The organism is Vagococcus changpingensis (assembly GCF_058211775.1).
Window position 1 is genome coordinate 1 of the sequence record NZ_JBYVZB010000013.1, and the last position, 1,050, is coordinate 1,050.

Sequence of the window (1,050 nt, forward strand, 5' to 3'; positions counted from 1 at the left end):
AGTGATCACCGTACCGGTTCGATTCCGGTCCTCGGCATCATTAATAGCGCCCATAGCTCAACTGGATAGAGTGTCTGACTACGGATCAGAAGGTTAGGGGTTCGACTCCTCTTGGGCGCGTTTAATTACTTATATTTTATAGTAATTGTTTATTTCGCGGTGTAGCTCAGCTGGCTAGAGCGTCCGGTTCATACCCGGGAGGTCGGGGGTTCGATCCCCTCCGCCGCGATAAATTTTCGACCTTTGGACCTTTAGCTCAGTTGGTTAGAGCTCCCGGCTCATAACCGGGCGGTCGTAGGTTCGAGTCCTACAAGGTCCATTGAAAGTTATTTTTATTATGGAGGATTACCCAAGTCCGGCTGAAGGGAACGGTCTTGAAAACCGTCAGGTGTGTAAAAGCACGCAAGGGTTCGAATCCCTTATCCTCCTTATTAATATCGCGGAGTGGAGCAGTTAGGTAGCTCGTCGGGCTCATAACCCGAAGGTCACAGGTTCAAATCCTGTCTCCGCAATTAGGTTCCGTGGTGTAGGGGTTAACATGCCTGCCTGTCACGCAGGAGATCGCGGGTTCGATTCCCGTCGGGACCGTATTTAATGGCGCAGTAGCTCAGTTGGTAGAGCAACGGATTGAAGCTCCGTGTGTCGGCAGTTCGATTCTGTCTTGCGCCATTTATATTAGCGGGTGTAGTTTAGTGGTAAAACTACAGCCTTCCAAGCTGTTGTCGCGAGTTCGATTCTCGTCACCCGCTTTAGAATTAAATAGGGCCTATAGCTCAGCTGGTTAGAGCGCACGCCTGATAAGCGTGAGGTCGATGGTTCGAGTCCATTTAGGCCCATTAGTTTTAAGTAGTATTTTTGGCCCGTTGGTCAAGCGGTTAAGACACCGCCCTTTCACGGCGGTAACACGGGTTCGAGTCCCGTACGGGTCATATTTTATTATGGAGGATTACCCAAGTCCGGCTGAAGGGAACGGTCTTGAAAACCGTCAGGTGTGTAAAAGCACGCAAGGGTTCGAATCCCTTATCCTCCTTATTAATATCGCGGAGTGGA

Annotated in this window: 11 tRNA genes; all 11 read left to right on the forward strand. The window is 50.1% G+C overall.

What is annotated here, in order from left to right:
* Nucleotides 1–46 precede the first annotated feature (46 nt).
* The 11 genes from AC37UB_RS10115 to AC37UB_RS10165 all read left to right on the forward strand — a co-directional run bounded on the left by AC37UB_RS10115 (nucleotide 47) and on the right by AC37UB_RS10165 (nucleotide 1,030).
* Nucleotides 47–120 (forward strand) — tRNA-Arg (locus AC37UB_RS10115).
* A gap of 35 nt (nucleotides 121–155) precedes the next feature.
* A tRNA-Met gene (locus AC37UB_RS10120) sits at nucleotides 156–229 on the forward strand.
* Nucleotides 230–245: 16 nt separating this feature from the next.
* Nucleotides 246–319: transfer RNA gene (locus AC37UB_RS10125), tRNA-Ile, on the forward strand.
* A gap of 20 nt (nucleotides 320–339) precedes the next feature.
* A tRNA-Ser gene (locus tag AC37UB_RS10130) sits at nucleotides 340–429 on the forward strand.
* A 9-nt stretch (nucleotides 430–438) separates the two neighbouring features.
* A tRNA-Met gene (locus tag AC37UB_RS10135) sits at nucleotides 439–512 on the forward strand.
* Between the two features lie 3 nt (nucleotides 513–515).
* A tRNA-Asp gene (locus tag AC37UB_RS10140) sits at nucleotides 516–588 on the forward strand.
* A gap of 8 nt (nucleotides 589–596) precedes the next feature.
* Nucleotides 597–669 (forward strand) — tRNA-Phe (locus AC37UB_RS10145).
* A gap of 9 nt (nucleotides 670–678) precedes the next feature.
* Nucleotides 679–749, forward strand: a tRNA-Gly gene (locus tag AC37UB_RS10150).
* A gap of 13 nt (nucleotides 750–762) precedes the next feature.
* Nucleotides 763–836, forward strand: a tRNA-Ile gene (locus AC37UB_RS10155).
* Between the two features lie 21 nt (nucleotides 837–857).
* Nucleotides 858–929, forward strand: a tRNA-Glu gene (locus AC37UB_RS10160).
* Nucleotides 930–940: 11 nt separating this feature from the next.
* Nucleotides 941–1,030 (forward strand) — tRNA-Ser (locus AC37UB_RS10165).
* Nucleotides 1,031–1,050 lie beyond the last annotated feature (20 nt).